This window comes from Thalassococcus profundi (assembly GCF_003344785.1).
Classification (GTDB): Bacteria; Pseudomonadota; Alphaproteobacteria; order Rhodobacterales; family Rhodobacteraceae; genus Puniceibacterium; species Puniceibacterium profundi.
In genome coordinates this window covers 385,147-399,353 of sequence record NZ_QPMK01000001.1, presented here as the reverse complement: position 1 = coordinate 399,353, position 14,207 = coordinate 385,147, and the positions used below count along the sequence as shown (strand labels likewise).

The following is a 14,207-nucleotide window of genomic DNA, read 5'->3' as shown; positions in this document are numbered from 1 at the left end:
TACGAAGCAACCGCCCAGCCACCGCGCCAATCTGCGCGAAGCCGCCGGGCTGGAGGCGCGCCGGGTCTCGGCGCCGCCGGTCCTCAGGGGCCAGGACGGCGAGGGATCGGTGCAGGTGCACCAGGACGAGTCGATGAAGATCGAGGGCGCGCAGGTCTTCGCGATCTACGGCAAGGGCGGCATCGGCAAGTCGACCACGTCGAGCAACCTGTCGGCGGCCTTTTCGACCCTGGGCAAGCGGGTGCTGCAGATCGGTTGCGACCCGAAGCACGACTCGACCTTCACCCTGACCGGGCAGTTGCAGCCGACGGTGATCGATATCCTCAAGGACGTGGATTTTCACGCGGAGGAGCTGCGCCCCGAGGATTTCGTGACCGAAGGTTTCAACGGTGTGAAATGCGTGGAAGCCGGCGGCCCGCCGGCGGGCACCGGCTGCGGCGGCTATGTCGTGGGGCAGACCGTGAAGCTTTTGAAGCAGCACCACATGCTGGAGGACACCGACGTGGTGATCTTCGACGTGCTGGGCGATGTGGTCTGCGGCGGATTTGCAGCGCCCTTGCAGCATGCGGACCGCGCGGTGATCGTCACCGCCAACGATTTCGACAGCATCTACGCGATGAACCGGATCATCCAGGCGGTGGGTGCCAAGTCGAAGAACTACAACGTGCGGCTGGCCGGCTGCATCGCCAACCGGTCGCGCGAGACAGACGAGGTGGATCGCTACTGCGACGTGGTGGGGTTCAACCGCATCGCGCATATGCCCGATATCGACGCCATCCGCCGGTCGCGGCTGAAGAAGAAGACGTTGTTCGAGATGCCGGACGAAGAGGACATCGTGCTGGCCCGCGCCGAATACGTGCGCCTGGCGCAGCTGCTTTTCGCCGGGACCGAGGGGCTGGCGCCCGAGTCGCTGCCGGACCGCGAGATCTTCGAGCTTTTGGGATTCGATTGATGCAGACCTATGACGCCACACGCCAGCGGGTCGAGCACTACTTCGACCGCACCGCGACCCGGGCCTGGGAGCGTCTGACCTCGGACGCGCCGGTGAGCCGGATTCGCGAGACCGTGCGGCAGGGGCGGGACCGGATGCGGAGCGTGCTGATGGACGCGCTGCCGACGGATCTGACCGGGCTGCGGGTGCTGGACGCCGGCTGCGGCACGGGGTTGGCGACGCAGGCTTTGGCCGAACGTGGCGCGCAGGTGACGGCGGTGGACATCTCTCCGGCGCTGATCGGGATCGCCGAGGCGCGCCTGCCCGAGCGGCTGCGCGACCGGGTGACCTTTGCCAGTGGCGACATGCTGTCGGCCTTCCTGGGCGAGTTCGATCATGTCTTCGCCATGGACAGCCTGATCTACTACAACGCATCGGATATCCGCGCATCCCTGCAGGCGCTGCGGGATCGCACCAGCGGGTCGATCGTCTTTACCGTGGCGCCGCGCACGCCGCTGCTGATGAGCATGTGGTACGCGGGCAAGCTCTTTCCGCGCTCCGACCGGTCGCCGGTGATGATCCCGCATGCGCCCGTGACGCTGGCGCGGCAGGTGGCGGATGTGGGCCAGTTGCGCGACCTGGGCCGGGTCAATTCCGGGTTCTACATCAGCCAGGCGCTGGAGGTCATGCCATGACGCAGCGCGCCGGCCTCAAGCAGATGACGTTGAAGATGCTGCCGTTCTCGGACGCGGCGTCGGACGAACTGCCGCTGGGGCAGCTGCTGCGGCTGGCGCTCTTCCAGATCTCGGTCGGCATGGCCGGGGTGATGCTGCTGGGTACCCTTAACCGGGTGATGATCGTCGAACTCAGCGTGCCCGCGACGCTGGTGGCGCTGATGGTGGCGCTGCCGGTACTGATCGCGCCGTTCCGGGCGCTCTTGGGCTTCAAGTCAGACAACTACCGCAGCGCCATCGGCTGGAAGCGCATCCCGTACCTGTGGTTCGGCACGCTGTGGCAGATGGGCGGCCTCGCGATCATGCCGTCCTGCCTGCTGGTGCTGGGCGGCGACGTGGTGCACGACGTGCCCTTCGCCGGAGAGGTGCTGGCGGCGCTGGCCTTCATCATGACCGGGTTCGGCATGCACATGACCCAGACCGCGGGTCTGGCGCTGGCCGCCGACCGGGCGAACGACGAGACGCGGCCGCGGGTCGTGGCGCTGCTTTACGTGATGTACCTGGTGGGCATGGGCGTGTCGGCTATCGTCATCGGGTGGCTCTTGCGCGATTTCACCGGTCTGCTGCTGATCCAGGTGGTGCAGGGCACCGCCGTGGCGACCGTGGTGCTGAACGTGCTGGCACTGTGGAAGCAGGAGCGGGTGCGCGCCATGACCAAGGCCGAGCGCGAGGCGCCGCAGCCGTCCTTTGCAGATGCCTGGGCCGACCTGATGGCGGGTGGCACCGCGGGGCGTCTGCTGGCGGTGGTGTTCCTCGGAACCATGGCCTTCAACATGCAGGATGTGCTGCTCGAACCCTATGGCGGCGAGATCCTGGGCCTGTCGGTGTCGGCGACGACCTTGCTGACGGCAAGCTGGGCGGCGGGCGCATTGGTTGGTTTCGCGCTTGCGGCGCGCTGGCTGGCGCGCGGCATCAACCCCTATCGCATGGCCGGGCGCGGCATCCTTGCCGGGATCGCGGCCTTTTGCATGGTGATCTTCGCCGATCCGATGGGGTCGACCGCGCTCTTCTTCGCCGGCGCCACCAGCATCGGCTTCGGCGGCGGGCTCTTTGCCGTGTCGACCCTGACGGCGGCGATGACCATGCCGGCGCAGGGACTCGCGGGCCGCGGCTTGGCGCTGGGCGCCTGGGGTGCGGCGCAGGCGACGGCGGCGGGGGTGTCCACGCTGATCGGCGGGGCCACGCGTGACGCCGCCAACGCGGCGGCGACCAGCGGCGCCTGGGGGCCCGCGCTCAACGATCCGGCCACCGGCTACAGCCTCGTCTACCATGTCGAGGTCGGGCTGCTTTTCGTCACGCTCATCGCCTTGGGTCCGCTCGTGACCATGGCGCGGCGTCTGTCCCATTCTCAGCAGAAACCGACAGGGCTGGGCCTTGCCGATTTCCCAACATGACCAAGGCCCATAGGAGGAACGTACAATGACCGAAGACTATATCCTGGGTAATCTCGACATCGCGAGCATAGCGCTCTGGCTGTTTTTCTTCTTCTTCGTCGCACTCGTCGTCTGGATCCAGCGCGAGAACCAGCGCGAGGGCTATCCGCTGGTGGACGAGGACGGCAGCCAGGCCGATGCGGGCAGCGTCTTTCCGAACCCCGCCGACAAGACCTTTGTCCTGCCGCACGGGCGCGGCGAGGTGACCGTGCCGTCGGGCCAGAACCCCGAGCGCGCCGATATCGCGATGAAGGCCACCGCCGGTTCTGGAGGTTTTCCGTTCGAACCGACGGGTAACCCGATGGCCGACGGCGTCGGTCCGGCCTCTTGGGCCAATCGGCAGGACGTGCCGGAACTGGACGGCAAAGGCCATCCCAAGATCGTGCCGATGTCGGCCATCGAGGGCTTCGGCGTCTCGGCGGGACGCGATCCGCGCGGGTTGCCGGTGGTCGCGGGCGACGGTGCCATCGTCGGCATGATCTCTGACATGTGGGTGGACGAGCCGGAACAGCTGGTGCGCTATCTCGAGGTCAAGCTCGAGGGCGGCGGCGGATCGCGGCTCATCCCGATGACGTTGGCGCGGATCTGGGGCGAGAAGGTCCTGGTGAAGTCGATCTTCGGCGAGCATTTCGCCGGTGTGCCAAAGCACGCGGCACCGCGCCAGGTTACCAAGCTCGAAGAGGACAAGATCAGCGCCTACTTCGGCGGCGGTCACCTCTATGCGGGCAAGCGTCAGGAAAACCTGATCTGACGCAGGCGACGACAAACGAGGGGAACAGCGATGTCACATGACGACTTTCAGATCGAACCGGTGCCGGGCCTGCCCGAACGCCCGCCCGAGGGCGAGGTGATCCTCTGGCAGGGCAGGCCGGACTGGCTGGCGCTCAGCTGGGACGCGCTGAGCCTGCCGTGGGTCGCCGGGTACTTCCTGTTCCTTGCGGGCTGGCGCTTTGTCGCTGTGTCGGACCTGATGCCCTTCGGCCAGGCGGTGGGGGCGTCGGTGCCGTTCCTGATCCTGGGCGGGCTGGTGATCGCGATGCTGCTGATCGTCGGCTACGTGCAGGCGCGGGCGACGCTTTACACCGTCACCAACCGCCGCATCGCCATGCGGATCGGGGCGGCGCTGACGGTGACGCTGAACCTGCCCTACACGCAACTGGGCAGCGCCGATCTTGCGCTGCGCCGCCGTGGGACCGGCACCATCGCGCTGTCGCTCCTCGGCGACACGCGGCTGGGCTATCTGGTCTGCTGGCCGCATGTGCGCCCGTGGCGCATGCGCAAGACCGAACCGTCCCTGCGCTGTATCCCGGAGCCGCAGAAAGTGGCGGAGCTGATCGCGGATGCTGCACGGGCGCGCATCACGACCCCGCAGGTCGCGCGGACGGCGCCACACTCCGCTGCCGTCGCCGCGGAATAGGAGCACCGCCATGACCCAGACAGCCACCCCACGTATCCACGCAACGCCGCGCGACCTCGTGCCGCGCCGGATGGTACGGGCAATGTTCGGCCTCGTGGCGCTCTGCCTCGTGCTCGTGTCGATCGCGGTCTGGAGCGGACGGCCGGTGACCTCGGTGCCGCCCGACTCCGAGGTGGTGCGGGAACGCTTCGTCTACCTCTCCGGCGATCTGGCCGGTGCCGCGATGGTGCTTGATGCCACCGGCTCCGTGATCGCCGACCTCAGCCCCGAACAGGGGGGATTCATCGCCGGGATCGCCCGTGTGCTCGACCGCGAGCGCACCAAGGCCCGGCAACCGCTGGACGGTCCCGTGAGGATCGTCCGCACCGCGAACGGACGGCTGGCGATCTTCGATCCCAGCACCGGCTGGCGCGCGGACCTCATGGGGTTCGGCGCCGACAACGCAGCGGCCTTCGCCAGGCTGCTGGACTAGCAACAGGGAACCGGAACCATGGGACTACTGACGAAAGATATCGAGAGGGCGCCTTGCACGGTCGAGGTCAGCCACTGTTTCGAAAGTCTGCACGCGCATGTGCGCTTCAACAACGGTGCGGTCATCTACCCCGGAGACGAGGTCAAGGTGCACGGCCCCGAGATCATGGCCCCCTTCGGTCAGGTCGTGTCCGAGGACCGCGAGGCGACGATCTTCCGCGCCTCAAAGCTCGAACAGCTCTGGACCCGCCTCACCGGCGATTTCGAGGTGATGGAGCTCTGCGAGTTCTCCTTTTCCGAGGAGGTCACGCTATGAATATGCAAACCAAGCACACCGCCGACATCACCAATGCCGAGGAAAGCCTCGCCGTCCAGCAGGCGCAGTCGAAATTCGACAGCCAGGCGGCCACCGACCTTGCCATGCAGAACACGCTGCTGACGCCGCGGTTCTACACCACCGATTTCGACGAGCTCGACGCCATCGACGTCAGCCCCGTGCGCGCCGACTGGGATCAGCTCATCGCCGAGATGGAAGCCGACCCCAACAAGGGTCATTTCAAGAAGAACGCAGATTGGGACACCGTCGACTGGGATGGGATGGAGCCGGAACTGAAGAAGGAATTCATCGACTTCCTGATTTCCTCCTGCACGGCCGAATTCTCGGGCTGCGTGCTCTACAAGGAAATGAAGCGACGCGGCAGCAATGCCGACATCACCAAGCTCTTTCAGCTGATGGCGCGGGACGAGGCACGGCACGCGGGGTTCATCAACGATGCCCTGCGCGAGGCGGGCGTGGCGGTGAACCTCGGCTTTCTGACGCAGAAGAAGAAATACACCTACTTCCGGCCCAAGTTCATCTATTACGCCACCTACCTGTCGGAAAAGATCGGCTACGCCCGGTACATCACCATCTTCCGTCATCTCGAGGCGCATCCCGAACATCGGTTCCACCCGATCTTCAAATGGTTCGAGGAATGGTGCGGCGACGAGTTCCGCCACGGCGAGGCCTTCGCGCTGCTGATGAAGACCGACCCCAAGCTGACGGCGGGAAAGAACGTGCTGTGGATCAAGTTCTTCCTCACGGCGGTCTATGCCACGATGTACGTGCGCGACCACCAGCGCCCGGCCTTCCACAAGGCGCTGGGCGTCGATCCGGACTGGTATGCCCACGAGGTCTTTACCAAGACTTCGAAACTGACCGAGCAGATCTTTCCGATCACGCTGGATATCGAGCATCCGCGTTGGCAGCCGACGCTCGAGGCGCTGCAGGCGGCCAACGTCCAGATCGCGGCAGGCAAGAAAGCCGGCGGTTTCGGCGGCAAGCTGACCGAGCTTGGCGGGTCGCTGAAGGCGGCGCTGGCCTTCGTGAAGCTCTATACCATCCCGACGGTGAAACACCGGGTGCCCGAAAGCACGCGGCTGGAACCGGCCTACTGACACCGGTTCGGGGGTCAAGGCCCCCGACCCGACCGACCCATTTGGGGGGCCAGCCCCCCAAACCCCCCGAGGGTTATTTTGAACCAGAGAAGACAAGGACCCGGGACGTGCTGACAGACCCATGGATCGCTGCGCTGGTCGCGCTGTTTGCCTGGTGGTTCTCCACCGGGGCGATCCTGTGCCTTGTCCGCTTTGCCGATCACCGGGGGCCGGGCGCGGCGCGGGTCGCGGTGATCCTGTGCCTGCCGTTTCTGGCGCTCGGCGTCTGGGGGGCGGTGGCGGAGACGGGCCTGTCCGGCGCGGTCGCGCCCTACGTCGGGTTCGGATCGGCGCTGCTGATCTGGGGCTGGATCGAACTGGCCTTCCTCACAGGGATCATCACCGGGCCCAACGTCCATCGTTGCCCGGATCGTGTGCCCGAATGGGAACGCTTCCTGCGCGCCTGGGGCACCATCGCCTATCACGAGATGCTGCTGGCGGGCACGCTGGCGGCGCTCTGGCTGTTGACGCGGAGCGAGGGGCTGTCCTTTGCCTTCTGGACCTTTGCGGTGCTGTTCTTCGCCCGCATCTCGGCCAAGCTGAACCTGTTCCTGGGGGTGCGGAAGGTGAATACCGAATTCCTGCCCTCGGCGCTGGCGCATCTGCCCAGCCATTTCCGCATCGCCGCGATGAACTGGCTCTTTCCGATGTCGATCACCGCGCTCAGCTTTGCTGTCGCCTGCTGGCTGGAACGCCTGGCAGGCGCGGCCAATCCCGCGGAGGTGGCGGGTTTCGCGCTGCTTGCCGCGATCACCGCCCTTGCTCTTCTGGAGCACTGGTTCATGGTCCTGCCTTTGCCGGACGAAAAGCTCTGGCGCTGGATGCTTCCGGCGCCCAAGAACATAACCCAGAAAAATACACGACCGGAGGACGCCCATGGACTTTGACACGCTGTTCAACGCCCAGCTCGACACCCTGAAAAAAGAGGGGAACTATCGCATTTTCGCGGAGCTGGAACGCAACTGCGGCGCCTTTCCGCGCGCCCGGTGCCATGACGTCGACACGCCGGACGAGGTGACGGTCTGGTGCTCCAACGACTACCTCGGCATGGGCCAGCATCCCAAGGTGATCGCGGCCATGAAGACGGCCATCGACAGCTGCGGCGTTGGCGCCGGCGGCACGCGCAACATCTCGGGCACCAACCACGAGCACAAGCTGCTGGAGCGGGAACTCGCGGACCTGCACGGCAAGGACGATGCGCTGCTGTTCACCAGCGGCTACGTGTCGAACTGGGCCGCCCTGTCGACGCTGGGCAGCCGACTGCCCGATGCGGTGATCCTGTCGGACGAGCTGAACCACGCCAGCATGATCGAGGGCATCCGCCATTCGCGCGCCGACAAGGTGATCTGGCGCCACAACGATCCCGAGGACCTGGACCGGCGGCTGGCCGCGCTGCCGTCCAACGCGACCAAGATCGTGGCGTTCGAGTCGGTCTATTCGATGGATGGCGACATCTGCCCGATGAAAGAGATCGTCGAGGTGGCGGAAAAGCACGGCGCGATGACCTACCTCGACGAGGTACACGCGGTGGGCTTGTACGGTCCGCGCGGCGGCGGCATCAGCGAACGCGAGGGGCTGGCTGACCGGATCACCCTGATCGAGGGCACGCTGGGCAAGGCCTACGGCGTCGTCGGCGGCTATGTCTCAGGCTCGCGCGCCATGTGCGATTTCATTCGCTCCTTCGCCAGCGGCTTCATCTTCACCACGGCGCTGCCGCCCGCGGTGGCTGCCGCGGCGCGCACATCGATCGCGCATCTGAAGGATAGCCAGGCCGAGCGTCTGCGCCAGCGCGACCGGGTCGCGACGCTGCGGCAGCGGCTCGATCAGCTGGGCATCCCGCATCTGCACAACGACAGCCACATCATCCCGGTGATGATCAAGGATCCGGTCAAGTGCCGGCAGCTGGCGGATATCCTGATGCAGGATTACGGAATCTACGTGCAGCCGATCAATTATCCGACAGTACCGAAGGGAACGGAGCGGCTGCGCTTCACCCCCGGTCCGCTGCATTCGGATGCGGATATCGAGCACTTGGCGCAGGCCCTGTCGACCCTGTGGCGGCGCTGCGCGATTTCCCACGCGGTTGCCTGACGTACACTCGATCGGCCAACATGAAAAAGCGCCCCACGGGGCGCTTTTTCATGTGCAACGAAGAGCGTCAGTTGCTGACAGCGGTCACTTGCCGGGTCAGACCGAACGTGCTTCCGACAAGGCCAAAGATCGTCTGCGCCTTGGTGACTGGCGATTCCGTGGCGAGGACAGTGTCGTCCGGGTTGATCTGGAACTGCTTGGCGGCAAAGAGGCCGTCCGCCGAGGTCAGGTCGAAGGCAAAGATCACCTGCGGCAGATTCGGGCCGCTGCCGTCCAGCCGCACATGGCGATGATCGTATTCACGCAGCACGAGAACGCCCTTGGGATCGGCGCGGCTGTCCGACAGCCCACCCATGAGCGAGATCGCCTCAAGCGCTGTGACATGCTGCTTGGGGAAATAGATCAGGTCTTCGGTGCCCGAGGCCCCGAGCGCGATGAAGCTGCGGTCGTCCTCTTCGACGACGACGGTGTCGCGCGGCTGAAGCGTGGTGTTGCGGGCGCCGGATTCATAAAGGTCGGCGGCGGGAATTTCATAGGACGCGCCGCCGCGGTTCAGCCGCACCACCGGATTGCGCAGACTGGGAGACACACCGCCGCCTGCGGCCAGCAGAGACATGATCGAGTAGTTGCGCGACGGCAGCGGAAAATTTCCGGGGCTGGCGACACCGGCGACGAGGTCGACGGAGTTTTCCAGCCCTTGCACAAGGCTAAGCTGCACCTGCGCGGATGGCGCGATGGATTCGAGCTGCGACTGGATTCGCGCGCGGGCGCTCGCGGGCGTCAGTCCACGCACGAAAACCTCGTTGACGTAGGGTAGAAAGATTGCACCGTTGGGGCCGACCTCGACGCCGCTGATCGTGGTGGCCTTTTCGGAGGTGCTGGTCAGAAGCGAATTCTCCTGGCTGTCCCAGATCACCACATCAACCTTGTCGCCCGCCTGAATGACCGAAGAGGATGACCCGCCGGTGGCGTTCAGCCAGCGGAAATTCCTGTGATTCCCCGTAGTTGGCCAGCGTGACACCGCGGGCATGTTGGCACGGGTGACCGCGACGACCTGGATTGTCGGAGTGTCGGACCGTGCTTCCTGCAGGACTTCCGATTGCAACGCCGCACCGCGGGGCAGGCTGCAGGCTGCAACAAAAAGCAAAACGGCGCAGAACGCGCCAAAGCGGGTCCGGTAATTCATGGCTCTCCCCCAGAGAAAGACACTCGACTTCAGCTTTCTAGCCTGCGGCCGCGATGATAGACAGGGCAGAAGCAAATTTTTTCGGTAGGGATACCTGGCACGTGGCTCAGAAACCGCACCCTGTCCGCGCTTTGGTTCTGGGGGCAAACGGCAAACTTGGCAACATGATTTGCGCGGTGTTCGGGGCGCAGGCGGCGCCCCGCTTAGAACTCCATCCGGTCAGCCGGGACGGCAGCATCGGTTTGGGTTGGTCCGTGGGACAGTCGCCAGACCTGCTGCCGCGGGTCGATGCGGTTGTGGCGCTTTGGGGTGTCACTCCGGCGCATGGCGCGCCCTTATCGGACAATTCCGGGCTTGCCTTGGCAGCGATGGATCTTGGCCGCAGATTGGGGGCGGATCGGGTGTTGCACTGTTCCAGCGCGGCGATCTACGGCTCGAGCGACCGGCCGCTGCATGAAGAGGATACGCCGGCGCCCGCGTCGGCCTATGGCGCCGCAAAGGCCGATATGGAAACGGTGTTGCGCACGCCGCAATCGGGTGACGGGCCGGTGCCGGTGATCCTGCGCATCGGCAATGTCGCCGGCGCGGAAAGCCTGTTCGCGGCACTGGGCCGGGACGGGCCGGTGACGCTGGACCGGTTTTCCGACGGTCACGGGCCCGACCGCAGCTATATCGCGCCAGGCGACCTGGCGAAGGTACTGGAGGTGTTGTGCACCCTGCCGCGGAACCGGTTGCACCGCGTCTACAACGTCGCGGCGCCGCGGGTCACGGCGATGGCCGATATCGTGAGGGCTGCGGGGCGGGACCTGCACTGGCGTCCGGCGCCCGATGGCGCCTTGCGGCGCGTGGCGCTGGACACCGCCCGGCTGGCGGAGGTATGCGCGATGCCGGACCGCAGCTCGGACGCATCCTGGCTGGTGGCGGATTGGCAAAGATGGAGCGGACGCGGGTGACACCGTCAAAACGGATCTTCGATGTGCTCGTTGCCATCGGTCTCACGGTCCTTCTGGCACCGCTGATCGCCGGGGTGGCGCTGGCGATCCTCCTGCGGGACGGACGGCCGGTCCTCTACCGGGCCGAGAGGATGAAAACACCGGATCAGGGCTTTTTGCTGTGGAAATTCCGTACCATGAAACCCGCGGGCGTCGACAGCGGCGTTTCGGGCGGCGACAAGGCCGACCGGGTGACCCGCACGGGCCGCGTTCTGCGGCGGTACCGGCTGGACGAGCTGCCGCAGCTTTGGAATATCCTGCGGGGCGACATCAGCTTTGTCGGACCGCGCCCGCCGCTGCGCCGGTATGTCGAGATGTTTCCCGAGCTCTATGCACAGGTCCTGAAGGCGCGACCGGGCATCACCGGCATGGCGACGCTGGCCTTTCACCGCCGCGAAGAGGCGCTGCTTGCACCCTGCAAGACGGCAGCCCAGACCGAGGCGGTCTATTGCCGCCGCTGCGTGCCCCGCAAGGCGCGGCTCGACCTGATCTATGCGCCGAAGCGGACGCTGTGCAGCGATGTGAAGCTGATGTTCGCGACGATCTTCAAGCGCATCTCGCTGCACTGACCGCACGGCGCGGGCGCGCTATCTCCGCAGCATCTGGATCGATACCCGGCCCAGAAAATCCCCAAGGTACTGCGTTGCCTTGAGAATTTGGCCGGACCGGTCGATCACGAAGGTGTTCTCGAACGACGGTCCGGTTCCGGTGCAGACCACGGCCAGTTTCCGCCCCTGAATGTCGATCACCCCGCCCGCCACGCGCTCGGTTCCGGCGTCGCGAACCGAACAGGTGTAGCGGAAGACCTCGGTCTGGTCGTCGCCGGTCAGGTAGCGCGTCACGTAGGGCACAGTCCCGCCGCGGCCCGCCTGGATCAGCGCCAGCAGCGGCTCGGCCTCGGACGACATCAGGTCGCCGCCCAGTCCGCGCGTCGCGGTGATCATGCCGCCCCGAACGGTGAGGCTTTGCCGGGACGACGTGGCGAAGGTCTCGTAGGGGCCATTGGATTCGATGCGCAGCACCAGCGCCTGGTTTGTCCTGTCGAGCAGCGACACCAGCGCAATCGGCTCGGTCGTGGAACCAAGCGCCGTGGCGATCTGCTGCGTCGTGATCGGCTGAACCTCGGGCCCGCCCGAGATTGCGGCCTGCAGCGTCTGGCTCAGGATCTCCGTCGGGTTTCTTTCGCCCGTGTTGCTGCCGCAGGCGGCAAGCAGGGGAAGGGCGCCGACCAGCGCGGCGGCCATCGCACGTTTGCGCAGGCTCATCTCCAGAATCTCCCCCAGGTTTTCGCCATTTCCGGGCGGTGACTGTTGCGGACCTGGTCATAGAGCCGCCCGTCGACATCCAGCCGCGCGCCGCCGTCCCTTGTCAGGGACTTGATGCTGACGGAGTTCACCCGCTTGGTCGCGGTGCCCAGGGCCCAGCCCAGCGGCACGCTGACGCGGATGCCCTTGTCGAAGGACCCTTCGCCGAAATCCTCGAACGGCACGTCGGTGACGGTGGCATAGGCCCCGACTTTCCAGCCGTTGGCGAATTCGCGGTCGACCGTGATCGTGGCGCCGTAATCACCGGCCAGGTAGCGGCCCACGTCCAGCTGACCGTGGAAGCCGTTGCCGAAGTCGTAATAGGCCGACAGGTGACCGTTGAGGTTGGGAATCTCGCGCTGCACACCCGAAACCGGGTCGGTGGTGACCATGCTCTGCACGCCGAAAAGCTGGTCGTAATCGCGCAGCTGCACGTAGTTGAGCTCTGCCCCGAGGGCGAGCCGGCTGTTCACCGGTTTCCACAGCAGCTCGGCCGAGGCGCCGGCGTACATCTTTTCAAGATAACCGACGGTCAGGCGCGAGTAGAAATCCTTGGCCGGCCGACCGTAGGCCGCGAGGGTCAGGTGCTCGATCGCGGGATCGCCCTGGCGGCTGAACTCGGCATACTGGGTGCGCACCAGCGGCAGGCTCGATTCGTCCTCGCGTTCGACTGAATCGAGGTTGCCGGTCAGTTTCTTGGTGACCGAGCCGGACACGATGATCCCCGGGCTCAGCCGCAGGTTGCCGCGCAGGCGCAGGCCGCCATCGGCGCGCAGCGGATTGTCGGGGTCGAAGACGCTGAGCGCCACGTAGGGCGACAGCGACCAGGTGAAATCCGGATAGAGGCCGGGCTCGACCGGTGGAACCGCGGCGATGCCGTCGGTGAACCGCGTCCGCGCGAACATCTCCGTCGCCGCCTCGTTCTCCAGCGCCTCCAGATCGCTGCGCCGCATCGTCACGGCCGACAGGGCCATGCCGTTTTCCGTCGGGACGATCACGAACTCCTCGACCGAGGCGGGCAGGTTTCGTGTCATCGCGCGGGCGGCGCGGCCCACGGCCTGCGACACGGCATAGTAGCGGTTGTTCTTCAGGCGCAGCGTTGCCCGTTGTGCCGTGAGGTCCAGGCCTTCGAGCTTGAGCCCTTCCTGCTCCAGCGCCTCCGACAGCGCGACCTTCGACGACGGCACGGCGGTCGGGTCTGTGGTCCAGCCCAGGTCCGCCGCGCTGCCGCGGGGGCGCACGTCGACTGGCAGCGGCGCCGGGTCCAGCCCGCCCGGTACGGCCGCCTTGCGCGGGTTCAGGACCAGCGTGAGCTGCGCCCCGACCTCGGTTCCGTAAGCCGAATACAGCGACAGCTGCGACCCGTTCTCGAAATGATAATCGAGCCCGAAATTCCAGGGCGAGGTGCCGTCGAACTCGCCGATCCGCCGTTCCTGGTCGTAATTGTCCGAGGAATACTCGGCCTTGAAGGTCCAGCGGTCGTTGGGCGAATAGCTGACCCCGCCAAAGGCCGCGACGTCGCCGCGGAACCAGCGGTCATAGGTCGGCAGACCCCCTTCGCCCAGCAGTTCCTCGGGGCGGGTTCCGGTCGATGCAAAGGCGTTGCGGCTGGCGAGCCGGCCCCAGCCCAGACCACCGGTGACCGTGAGGCCCGGCGCAACGGTCTTGGTGGCCACGAGGTATTCGCCGCCGTAAAGCCCGGTGCCGATGAAATCCTGAAAGCCGACGACCAGTGACGGGCGGTACAGCCCTTCGGTCAGAAGCTGGAAACGCATATCGAAGCTGCGGTCGTAGTAGACGCCATCGACCGATGCCACGGTGTCGAAATTGTCGATGGCCGAATATCGGAAGCTGCCAGACAGCCGGGGCGTGATCTGGAAGGTCAGCGTCGTGCGTGTGTTGTTGCCGAAGCGAGAGATGGTCGTGCCGATCTCGGAATCGGGGGCGACCCCTGCCGAAGGCATGTCGATCAGGCCGGGCACGCCGTAGAGGTTGTAATTCGTCTGGCTTTGCGCCTCGGCGCGGTGCGGCATGGCCACCAGCGCCCCGGTGGCGAACAGTCCGAGCAGGCAGGCACGGGCAACCGATCCTTTGGCGCCACGGATCACGGAGGGTCTGGCGGGCATCTTTAGCGGTTCCACAAGGTCATCGAGCTTCTACACCGTGCTACGC

15 protein-coding genes are annotated in these 14,207 nt (G+C 65.9%); 12 read left to right on the top strand and 3 right to left on the bottom strand.

The genetic code is table 11. The annotated features are described in order from the left end of the window. Window positions 1-133: 133 nt before the first annotated feature. From bchL to hemA, 10 genes are all read left to right on the top strand, one after another. A complete protein-coding gene (gene bchL / locus DU478_RS01820) occupies window positions 134-952 on the top strand; it encodes a ferredoxin:protochlorophyllide reductase (ATP-dependent) iron-sulfur ATP-binding protein (RefSeq protein WP_233501087.1) in 819 nt (272 codons plus the stop codon). After that, window positions 952-1,626: a magnesium protoporphyrin IX methyltransferase gene (bchM, locus tag DU478_RS01815; RefSeq protein WP_114509210.1), complete on the top strand. Its 675-nt coding sequence runs from the start codon at window positions 952-954 to the stop codon at window positions 1,624-1,626. Before bchL ends, bchM begins: the two co-directional genes overlap by 1 nt. Beyond that, window positions 1,623-3,059 carry a PucC family protein gene (locus DU478_RS01810; RefSeq protein ID WP_114509209.1) on the top strand — a complete coding sequence of 479 codons (1,437 nt, stop codon included), beginning with the start codon at window positions 1,623-1,625 and terminating at the stop codon, window positions 3,057-3,059. The genes bchM and DU478_RS01810 overlap by 4 nt, the downstream gene beginning before the upstream one ends. Window positions 3,060-3,084: 25 nt before the next feature. Continuing rightward, on the top strand, window positions 3,085-3,849 hold the full coding sequence (gene puhA, locus DU478_RS01805) for a photosynthetic reaction center subunit H (protein ID WP_114509208.1): 765 nt from the start codon (window positions 3,085-3,087) through the stop codon (window positions 3,847-3,849). Between the two features lie 30 nt (window positions 3,850-3,879). After that, a complete protein-coding gene (puhB, locus tag DU478_RS01800; RefSeq protein WP_114509207.1) occupies window positions 3,880-4,515 on the top strand; it encodes a photosynthetic complex putative assembly protein PuhB in 636 nt (211 codons plus the stop codon). Between the two features lie 10 nt (window positions 4,516-4,525). Continuing rightward, on the top strand, window positions 4,526-4,987 hold the full coding sequence (gene puhC, locus DU478_RS01795) for a photosynthetic complex assembly protein PuhC (RefSeq protein ID WP_114509206.1): 462 nt from the start codon (window positions 4,526-4,528) through the stop codon (window positions 4,985-4,987). 18 nt (window positions 4,988-5,005) lie between these two features. After that, window positions 5,006-5,302, top strand: a complete 297-nt coding sequence (locus DU478_RS01790) for a hypothetical protein (RefSeq protein ID WP_114509205.1) — start codon at window positions 5,006-5,008, stop codon at window positions 5,300-5,302. Next, complete coding sequence (gene acsF / locus DU478_RS01785) at window positions 5,299-6,423, top strand: magnesium-protoporphyrin IX monomethyl ester (oxidative) cyclase (protein ID WP_114509204.1); 1,125 nt, start codon at window positions 5,299-5,301, stop codon at window positions 6,421-6,423. The genes DU478_RS01790 and acsF overlap by 4 nt, the downstream gene beginning before the upstream one ends. 110 nt (window positions 6,424-6,533) lie before the next feature. Then, window positions 6,534-7,349 carry a putative photosynthetic complex assembly protein PuhE gene (gene puhE, locus DU478_RS01780; protein WP_114509322.1) on the top strand — a complete coding sequence of 272 codons (816 nt, stop codon included), beginning with the start codon at window positions 6,534-6,536 and terminating at the stop codon, window positions 7,347-7,349. Next, window positions 7,339-8,553 carry a 5-aminolevulinate synthase gene (gene hemA / locus DU478_RS01775; RefSeq protein ID WP_114509203.1) on the top strand — a complete coding sequence of 405 codons (1,215 nt, stop codon included), beginning with the start codon at window positions 7,339-7,341 and terminating at the stop codon, window positions 8,551-8,553. Before puhE ends, hemA begins: the two co-directional genes overlap by 11 nt. Before the next feature lie 67 nt (window positions 8,554-8,620). Here the strand turns inward: hemA and DU478_RS01770 are convergent, their stop codons facing one another. Beyond that, window positions 8,621-9,739 (bottom strand): polysaccharide biosynthesis/export family protein, encoded by a 1,119-nt coding sequence (locus DU478_RS01770; protein ID WP_114509202.1) that lies wholly within the window; start codon window positions 9,737-9,739, stop codon window positions 8,621-8,623. Window positions 9,740-9,993: 254 nt separating this feature from the next. On the opposite strand from DU478_RS01770, the gene DU478_RS01765 reads away from it, so the two are divergent. Then, window positions 9,994-10,692 carry an NAD-dependent epimerase/dehydratase family protein gene (locus tag DU478_RS01765; protein WP_158545725.1) on the top strand — a complete coding sequence of 233 codons (699 nt, stop codon included), beginning with the start codon at window positions 9,994-9,996 and terminating at the stop codon, window positions 10,690-10,692. Further along, window positions 10,689-11,300, top strand: a complete 612-nt coding sequence (locus DU478_RS01760; RefSeq protein WP_114509321.1) for a sugar transferase — start codon at window positions 10,689-10,691, stop codon at window positions 11,298-11,300. Before DU478_RS01765 ends, DU478_RS01760 begins: the two co-directional genes overlap by 4 nt. An 18-nt stretch (window positions 11,301-11,318) precedes the next feature. Here DU478_RS01760 and DU478_RS01755 read toward each other — a convergent pair whose 3' ends face one another. Beyond that, window positions 11,319-11,996, bottom strand: a complete 678-nt coding sequence (locus DU478_RS01755; protein ID WP_114509200.1) for a YjbF family lipoprotein — start codon at window positions 11,994-11,996, stop codon at window positions 11,319-11,321. After that, a complete protein-coding gene (locus DU478_RS01750) occupies window positions 11,993-14,161 on the bottom strand; it encodes a YjbH domain-containing protein (protein WP_114509199.1) in 2,169 nt (722 codons plus the stop codon). Before DU478_RS01750 ends, DU478_RS01755 begins: the two co-directional genes overlap by 4 nt. Between the last annotated feature and the right edge of the window lie 46 nt (window positions 14,162-14,207).

What these genes read in the sequence shown, in the direction of transcription:
- puhA (WP_114509208.1), top strand. Translation starts at nt 3,085, where the DNA reads ATGACCGAAGACTATATCCTGGGTAATCTCGACATCGCGAGCATAGCG.
- puhB (WP_114509207.1), top strand. Translation starts at nt 3,880, where the DNA reads ATGTCACATGACGACTTTCAGATCGAACCGGTGCCGGGCCTGCCCGAA.
- bchM (WP_114509210.1), top strand. Translation starts at nt 952, where the DNA reads ATGCAGACCTATGACGCCACACGCCAGCGGGTCGAGCACTACTTCGAC.
- acsF (WP_114509204.1), top strand. Translation starts at nt 5,299, where the DNA reads ATGAATATGCAAACCAAGCACACCGCCGACATCACCAATGCCGAGGAA.
- hemA (WP_114509203.1), top strand. Translation starts at nt 7,339, where the DNA reads ATGGACTTTGACACGCTGTTCAACGCCCAGCTCGACACCCTGAAAAAA.
- DU478_RS01810 (WP_114509209.1), top strand. Translation starts at nt 1,623, where the DNA reads ATGACGCAGCGCGCCGGCCTCAAGCAGATGACGTTGAAGATGCTGCCG.
- DU478_RS01770 (WP_114509202.1), bottom strand. Translation starts at nt 9,739, where the DNA reads ATGAATTACCGGACCCGCTTTGGCGCGTTCTGCGCCGTTTTGCTTTTT.
- DU478_RS01790 (WP_114509205.1), top strand. Translation starts at nt 5,006, where the DNA reads ATGGGACTACTGACGAAAGATATCGAGAGGGCGCCTTGCACGGTCGAG.
- DU478_RS01750 (WP_114509199.1), bottom strand. Translation starts at nt 14,161, where the DNA reads ATGCCCGCCAGACCCTCCGTGATCCGTGGCGCCAAAGGATCGGTTGCC.
- puhC (WP_114509206.1), top strand. Translation starts at nt 4,526, where the DNA reads ATGACCCAGACAGCCACCCCACGTATCCACGCAACGCCGCGCGACCTC.
- bchL (WP_233501087.1), top strand. Translation starts at nt 134, where the DNA reads ATGAAGATCGAGGGCGCGCAGGTCTTCGCGATCTACGGCAAGGGCGGC.
- DU478_RS01755 (WP_114509200.1), bottom strand. Translation starts at nt 11,996, where the DNA reads ATGAGCCTGCGCAAACGTGCGATGGCCGCCGCGCTGGTCGGCGCCCTT.